Origin of the sequence: Silanimonas sp., assembly GCF_027530345.1 — a bacterium.
GTDB lineage: Bacteria > Pseudomonadota > Gammaproteobacteria > Xanthomonadales > Xanthomonadaceae > Silanimonas.
This window is the reverse complement of sequence record NZ_JAPZQK010000019.1, coordinates 181315-188553: the sequence shown is the minus strand read 5'-3', so window position 1 is coordinate 188553 and position 7239 is coordinate 181315. Positions and strand designations below refer to the sequence as shown.

6 protein-coding genes and 1 tRNA gene are annotated in these 7239 nt (G+C 66.5%); all 7 read right to left on the bottom strand.

Going from position 1 to position 7239, the window contains the following annotated elements:
* Positions 1-567: 567 nt before the first annotated feature.
* Entirely contained in the window at positions 568-1185 is a 618-nt protein-coding gene (locus tag O9255_RS11360; protein WP_297866964.1) for a hypothetical protein, read from the bottom strand.
* 96 nt (positions 1186-1281) lie between these two features.
* Positions 1282-2769: a site-specific integrase gene (locus tag O9255_RS11355; RefSeq protein ID WP_297866963.1), complete on the bottom strand. Its 1488-nt coding sequence runs from the start codon at positions 2767-2769 to the stop codon at positions 1282-1284.
* 172 nt (positions 2770-2941) lie between these two features.
* Positions 2942-3018: transfer RNA gene (locus O9255_RS11350), tRNA-Pro, on the bottom strand.
* Between the two features lie 86 nt (positions 3019-3104).
* Entirely contained in the window at positions 3105-3503 is a 399-nt protein-coding gene (locus O9255_RS11345) for a MerR family transcriptional regulator (RefSeq protein WP_297866962.1), read from the bottom strand.
* Positions 3484-3783, bottom strand: a complete 300-nt coding sequence (locus O9255_RS11340; RefSeq protein WP_297866961.1) for an integration host factor subunit alpha — start codon at positions 3781-3783, stop codon at positions 3484-3486. Before O9255_RS11340 ends, O9255_RS11345 begins: the two co-directional genes overlap by 20 nt.
* A gap of 14 nt (positions 3784-3797) precedes the next feature.
* A complete protein-coding gene (gene pheT, locus O9255_RS11335) occupies positions 3798-6179 on the bottom strand; it encodes a phenylalanine--tRNA ligase subunit beta (protein ID WP_297866960.1) in 2382 nt (793 codons plus the stop codon).
* Positions 6176-7171, bottom strand: coding sequence for a phenylalanine--tRNA ligase subunit alpha (gene pheS, locus O9255_RS11330; protein ID WP_297866959.1), 996 nt, complete (start codon positions 7169-7171; stop codon positions 6176-6178). Before pheS ends, pheT begins: the two co-directional genes overlap by 4 nt.
* Between the last annotated feature and the right edge of the window lie 68 nt (positions 7172-7239).

Sequence of the window (7239 nt, the reverse complement as noted above, 5' to 3'; positions counted from 1 at the left end):
CGGCACGCCGGCGTCGCCCTGCTTCAGCACCGCAACGATTTGGCTTTCGGTGAACTTCGACTTCTTCATGGAACCTCCTGGCGGGGAAAACATGCCAGAAAGCTCTATCTCTCAGGTGTCCACGATCAGGGGGAGGTTACGTACAAGCATTGATTGAGAGACCGCTGAAGTTCGGAAGGTGGCGTCTCAGCCCTGCTCCCGTAGGCATCAGAGATACTTCGATCCGCTATCTCGTCCCCTAGCAGTACGGCGATCGTCGACTTCTCGATGCCTGCTTTGCGAAGCCGATCGACTACAAAGTGCCGCAAGCGACGCAGCCCCCGCCCCTCATCCCTTAGACCCAAGCGGCCCAGAAGCATCCGATAGCGCTTCCCAGCGACCCAGGAGCGACGCCCGTCCTTATCCGGTCAACGTCTTCGAACACCCACTCCCAGCCCCGGAGGCGTGCCAGTTCAACGTAGGTAAGGAAGCCCGATTCGAACAATGCGGAATGCAGGTGAACCAGACGACGGGCGTTCGCGGACTTGAGGCTTTGGGCGCGGAGCGGCGGTAATGCTGAGCTTGCCGTCAATCGCCTCCGCAACCGCCGCCGTCACCGTCCCCGCCGTCAGAACCGCCACAACCAGAGCTACATCCGATGCTCGATGCACAATAGCTTTGGGCAACGCGTGCGCAATCCAATGCATAGACGAAGCCGCTTGGCACGGCGAGGCGCGCATCGAGTGCGAAAAGTCGTGGCAGCTTGACCGGCTTCTCGCGATCAATCTTCTCAAGTGCACAGGCTAGTCGCCATGACCGACGGATGCCTTCCTGCGCCTGCATCGGCGAACGCATCGCCTCAGCGGGAACGTGGTCGTAGTAGCGACCGAACGCACCCTGACAGAATTCGCGGTAGGCGCGGGTGTCGAGGATGAACTCATGCCACGCCGCATCAACGATCTTTGACGGCATCGACAAACTGCGCCCGCGTGCGTCTTGGGCGATGCAGAACCAGTCGCGCAATCCGGCGAGGATTTCGCGGCGATCGGCGGCCTCGTACCCTGGGAACTCGCGCTGCAGGCGCCGGTCGAGACTGACCGGGAATGAATAGCCGACGACGAATGCACGTCGACGCATCTTTCGGATTTCCAGCACCGTCGCGGTGACGAAGGCGAGTCCAAACAGTGCGGGAATGATCACATCCATCGCACGCCCTCTGGGAACCCCACTTGGCGTTCCACCCCCGCGCCATCGCGGGGCATCACGTTTATCGTTTTCATGTCCGCTTAGCCTGCACCGAAGCTATGACGAAATTGTGGCCGCGTCGACCGAGGCAAGTCGACTCCCATTGGCGTAGTCGATCATCTCTACGGTTCTCGCCAACGTTTCCAAAGCCTGGCCGCGTGTGGTTCCGTAATGGTCGGTAATGCTCTTGTCGGCAACATCGTGGCCAACCACAGCCGCAATCGACTCCCTGGGGGCTCCACCCGCCCTCATCCGGTCGACTGCCGCGTGCCGAAAGCGATGCAGGCCGCCCCTGCCCTCGCCGCCGATCTCCAGACGCTCTAGAAGCACCCGGAAACGCTTCCCAGCGACCCACGAGCGTCGCCCATCCCTGTCCGGCTCAACGTCTTCGAACACCCACTCCCAGCCCCGGAGGCGCGACTGTTCGACGTAGGCAAGGAACCCCGCCTCGTGCAACGCCGAATGCAGGGGAACCAGACGGCGGGCATTCGCGGACTTGAGGCTCTGGGCCTCGTGCTCGTCAGCGATGCTCAGGCACCAGATCCCGTCGACAGTCACCACATCCTCGATCCGTAGCTGGGTGATCTCGTTCAAGCGTGCCCCGGTGTAGGCCGCCAGCATCGGCACCCAGAACCGGTAGTCCCGGATTCGATACGTTCCGGGCGACTGCTGATCCTTCTCCGAGCGGCAGCCGGTGAAAGCAGGACAACCTAGGATCCGGGCCACCTCTTCATCGGTGAAGCCTTTCACCACCTGTTTCTCGCCCTTAGGCCGCTTGAAGCGCTGCAGGTTGAAGGTCTCCGACGCGAAGCCCGACTGGGTACGCTCCAACCACTTCCCGAACGCGGACAGGATCGACAGCCGGTCATTGACGGTCTTCTTCGTGATCCGGGGGAAGTCTGAGGGAGCCGCCTCGATGGCCTGCAGATCGCTCAAACCGGGGAAATGCCTCCCGGAGTCCTTGGGCAGCTTTGGCAGCTGCCGACGGAAGGCCGCAGCGTGCTGGCGCGTGTACTCATCGAGGGGGCGATCACCGGCGACCTCGATGAAGAGCCGCAAGGTGGCGCGACGGCTGGCCAGACTCGAGGACACGATCCCGGAGTGCTCTTCTGCCAGATACGCCTCATGAAGCTCAGACAAGAGCCGGGGGCGCAGGGAGAGTCCGGATGGCGCACACGGAACAGGTTCGTGCGCCATAACGGGAAGGGGCTCACTGAGCACCGGAGCGCGAAGCCGGGGCACGGCGCGAATCGCAACGGATCGCGATGCGCGGGGCTCGGATACGCGCGCCGGGGAGTCTGAGAGCGCCGCATCGCTCAAGCGCATCAACTCCGCATCGAAGTCTGCGAAGAGCTCTCCGCGCAGCACCGTGCCGCAGCGGCGTGCACTTGCCAGATCACGTGCACCGGTGCTCTTCCAGATCTCGGATTGCTTCGCTTCGGGTAGGCCTTTCGCCGCGCGCAGTTCGCGCAGCACCTTGGGCACCTTCATGCGCACGTAGTACACGCCGTTCGCGCGCCGATGCAGGTTCGTCTCAAGCCCCATGGGGCGTCCTCCTGTGCGTCGACGTCGATGCCGGACGTCACGACAGGCCCTCGATCACCCCATCCCTGCCCGGCGCGTAGCACGCGGGCGTAGCAGCAAGGCGTAGCAAACGAAAAAGCCGAGCATCTTGCGATGTTCGGCTCGTTCGAAATCAACGACTTACGTCATGAATTGGTCGGGACGGCGGGATTCGAACCCACGACCCTTTGCCCCCCAGGCAAATGCGCTACCAGGCTGCGCTACGCCCCGACCGGAAAATCATTCGCTGCCAAGCAGCGAGGCCGCGCAGTATACCGACTGGCTCCGCCGGGGTCGACTGATCCCCGGCACTGCGCTCAAGAACGCAGCAGCGCGAGCACCGATTCGAGCTCTTCGCGCACTTCGCGAAGCAGCGCCACATCGATGCCCGCGGACGCGGGCTCGGAAGCCGCGCTGGCAGCCTTGGCTTTCGCCGCCGGTGCCTGCTTCTCGGTATCGATGCGCAGGCGTGCGCCACCGATGGTGTAACCCTCTTCGTACAGCAAGCCGCGGATCTGGCGGATCACCAGCACGTCGGCGCGCTGGTAGTAGCGACGGTTGCCGCGGCGCTTCACCGGCTTCAGCGTCGGGAATTCGGTTTCCCAATAGCGCAGAACGTGCGGCTTGACGTCGCAGAGCTCCGCCACCTCACCGATGGTGAAGTAGCGCTTCGCCGGGATCGGCGGCAGCTCGCGATTACTTCCCGGGTCCAGCATAGGCGTCCACGCGCTCCTTCAGCTTCTGGCCCGGGCGGAACGTCACGACGGTCCGCGCAAGAATCGGGATTTCCTCACCGGTCTTCGGGTTGCGACCCGGCCGCTCGTTCTTGCGGCGCAGGTCGAAATTGCCGAAACCGGACAGCTTCACTTGCTTGCCCTGCTCAAGCGACAGCCGAAGGACGTCGAAGAACGCATCGACGAACTCCTTGGCCTCACGCTTGTTGAGGCCCACGTCCTCGAACAGTCGCTCCGCCATTTCGGCCTTGGTCAGTGCCACGTCGCCCCCTCAGGTCATCGCAGGCGGGCGCCACAGTCACGTTCCAGAGCCGCCAACGCGGCCTGGACCGCCTTATCGACGTCCGATTCGGTGAGAGTGCGGGAAACATCCTGCAGAATCAATCCCATAGCGAGGCTTTTGACCCCCGCTTCGAGGCCCTTGCCGGCATAGCGGTCGAAGACTTTCACGTCCCGCAGCAAGCCGCCGAGCGACTGGCGGAGGCTGGCCTCCAGGTCGGCCCAAGGCCGATCCTCGGCCACCAGCACGGCTAGATCGCGCCGAACGGAGGGGAATCGCGACAGCTCGCCGGCCTTCGGCACGGCGCGGGCTTCGAGGCGGGCCAGATCCAGCTCAGCCACGACCACTTCACCATCGAGGTCGAGGGCCTTGGCCAGGGCCGGATGCAGGTGGCCGACGAACCCGAGGGCCTCGCCATCCAGCGTCACCGCGGCGCTGCGGCCGGGGTGCAGCCAAGGCACGCCCGTGGCCGGTGCGAAGGCCAGCGCGTCGGTGGCCGGCCCGGCGAGGGCCTCGAGGTCGCCCTTGAGGTCATAGAAGTCGACCGGACGGGCCGCGCTGCTCCACTGCTCCGGCTTCGCAGCGCCGACGGCAGCGAACGCGATGCGGCGGGTTTCGACCGGAGCGGCACCGGCGGTGGCCGGGGCATGGAACACGCGGCCGATCTCGAACAGGCGGACGCGGGCCTGCTGGCGGGCGAGGTTGCGGCGGATCGCTTCGACGAGGCCCGGCAGCAGGCCGGTGCGCATGGTGCCGAGGTCGGAGGCCAACGGGTTCAGCAGCGCGATGGCTCCGGCTTCGAGGCCCCAGCGCTGAAGCAGTGCCGCGTCGACGAAGGCGAAGTTGATCGCCTCGTGGAAGCCCCGGGCGGCCAGCTGGCGGCGCAGGAAGGCTTCCGGCGCACGCGTCTCGGTGTGGTCGGCCAGCGGGATCTCGCCGGCCGGCAGGGCAGCGGGCACGGCGTCGTAGCCGTGGATGCGGGCCACTTCCTCGACCAGGTCTTCTTCGATAGCGATGTCGAAGCGGCGGGTCGGCGGCGTGATGCGCCAGCCATCCGCCGTCGCTTCGATCGCCATACCAAGGGCGACGAAGATGCGCGCCACTTCGGCGTCATCGATGCGCTGCCCCAACACGCGGGCGAGACGCTCGCGGCGCAGCGCGACCGGTGCGCGGACCGGCAGGTCGGCCTCGCGGACGGCCTCGACCACCGGGCCGGCGCTGCCGCCCATGATGTCCATCACGAGCTTGGTCGCGTATTCCAGCGCCACGCGCGGCAGTGCCGGATCGACGCCACGCTCGAAGCGGTGCGAGGCATCCGTGTGCAGGCCGAGCTTGCGGGCGCGACCGATGATCGCCGAAGGCGCGAAGTGCGCCGATTCGAGGAACACGCGGGTCGTGGCGTCGGTCACGCGCGTGTCGAAGCCGCCCATGACGCCCGCCAGCGCCACCGGCCGGTCGGCATCGGTGATCACGAGAAAGCCGGCGTCGATCGCGGCCTCGCGCTCATCCAACAGCTTCAGCGATTCACCGGCGCGACCATGACGCACGCCGATCGGGCCCTTGAGCGTGTCGGCATCGAAGGCGTGCATCGGCTGGCCGAGCTCGAGCATCACGAGGTTGGTGATGTCGACCAACGGGCTGATCGGGCGCAGGCCGCAGCGCTTCAGCTTTTCCGTGAGCCACGACGGCGACGTCGCATTCGGGTCCAGGCCTTCGATCACGCGGCCGCAATAGCGCGGCGCGTCGGCGCCGGCATGGAGTTCGACCGGCAGCGTGGCCGAAGCGGTCGCGGCGACCGGCGCGGCCTCGAACGCACGCACCTGCGCGCCGAGCGCAGCGGCCACGTCGAAGGCGATACCGCGGATCGAGAAGCAGTCGGCGCGGTTCGGCGTGAGCTTCAGCTCGATGCGCGCGTCCGGCAGGCCGAGGTAAGTGGCCAAGGCGGTACCCACCGGCGCATCGGCCGGCAGTTCCAGCAAGCCGGAGGCATCGGGGTCGATGCCCAGTTCCTTGGCCGAGCACAGCATGCCGAAGCTCTCGACGCCACGGAGCTTCGCCGCCTTGATGTTGAGAGCACCCGGCAGCACTGCGCCGACGGTCGCCAGCGGCGCCTTCAGGCCCGCGCGTGCGTTCGGCGCGCCACAGACGATCTGCACGTGCTCGCCGCCACCGATCGCGACCTTGCAGACCTGCAGGCGGTCGGCTTCCGGATGGCGCACGGCCTCGACGATCTCCGCGACGATGACGCCCGGCAGTTCGCCGCCGATGGGCTCGACGCCTTCCACTTCCAGGCCGATGGCGGTGAGGGCCGCGCACAGCGCGTCGCGGTCGGCCTCGACGGCCACGTGCTCGCGCAGCCAGCTTTCGTTGAACTTCATGCGAACTGCCCCAGAAAGCGGACGTCGTTGTCGAAGAAGCTGCGCAGGTCGTTGACGCCGTAACGCAGCATGGCGAAGCGTTCGACGCCAAGGCCGAACGCGAAGCCGGTGTACTTCTCGGGGTCGATGCCGCAGCTGCGCAGCACGTTCGGGTGCACCATGCCGCAGCCCAGCACCTCCAGCCAGCGCGTGCTGCCGTCCGGCTGCTGCCACGCGATGTCCACCTCGGCCGAGGGCTCGGTGAAGGGGAAGTAGCTCGGACGGAAGCGCATCTCGAAATCGCGCTCGAAGAAGGCGCGAACCAGGGCCTTCAGCGTGCCCTTCAGCTCCGCGAAGCTGACGTTCTCGCCGACGACGAAACCCTCGATCTGGTGGAACATCGGGGTGTGCGTCTGGTCGCTGTCGCTGCGGTAGACCTTGCCGGCCGCGATCACGCGCAGCGGCGGCGTCTGGCCCTTCATCGCGCGCACCTGCACCGGCGAGGTGTGCGTGCGCAGCAGGCGGCCGTCGCCGAAGTAGAAGGTGTCGTGCATGGCGCGCGCCGGATGGTGCGGCGGGAAGTTCAGCGCCTCGAAGTTGTGCCAGTCGTCCTCGATCTCGGGGCCGTCGGCAAGGTCGTAGCCGAGGCCGCGCAGGATGCCGGTGAGGCGCTCGATGGTGCGCGACACCGGATGCACCACGCCCATCTCGCCGTCGCGTCCCGGCAGCGTCACGTCGATGCGCTCGGAAGCGAGGCGCGCATCGAGCGCTGCCTGTTCGAGCACGGCCTTGCGGGCCGCGAGGGCGTCGCCGATCGCGTCGCGCGCTTTGTTGATGCCTTCGCCGGCGGCCTTGCGCTCGTCCGGCGGCAGGGCGCCCAGAGCCTTCAGCTGCGCCGTGATGCTGCCCGACTTGCCGAGCAGCGCGACGCGAAGCGCCTCCAGCGCCTCCAGCGTCGTAGCGGCGGCAATATCGGCCAGCGCGGTGGTGGTGAGGGTTTGCACGTCGCTCATGCGAAGCGGACCTGTGGATTCATGTCATGGGCCCGATCACGCATCCGGGGCCCGGAAAAAACAAAAGG

Bases quoted from the DNA above. Each gene is read 5' to 3' on its own strand.
- O9255_RS11360 (WP_297866964.1), bottom strand. From the start codon at position 1,185: ATGGATGTGATCATTCCCGCACTGTTTGGACTCGCCTTCGTCACCGCG.
- O9255_RS11355 (WP_297866963.1), bottom strand. From the start codon at position 2,769: ATGGGGCTTGAGACGAACCTGCATCGGCGCGCGAACGGCGTGTACTAC.
- O9255_RS11345 (WP_297866962.1), bottom strand. From the start codon at position 3,503: ATGCTGGACCCGGGAAGTAATCGCGAGCTGCCGCCGATCCCGGCGAAG.
- pheT (WP_297866960.1), bottom strand. From the start codon at position 6,179: ATGAAGTTCAACGAAAGCTGGCTGCGCGAGCACGTGGCCGTCGAGGCC.
- pheS (WP_297866959.1), bottom strand. From the start codon at position 7,171: ATGAGCGACGTGCAAACCCTCACCACCACCGCGCTGGCCGATATTGCC.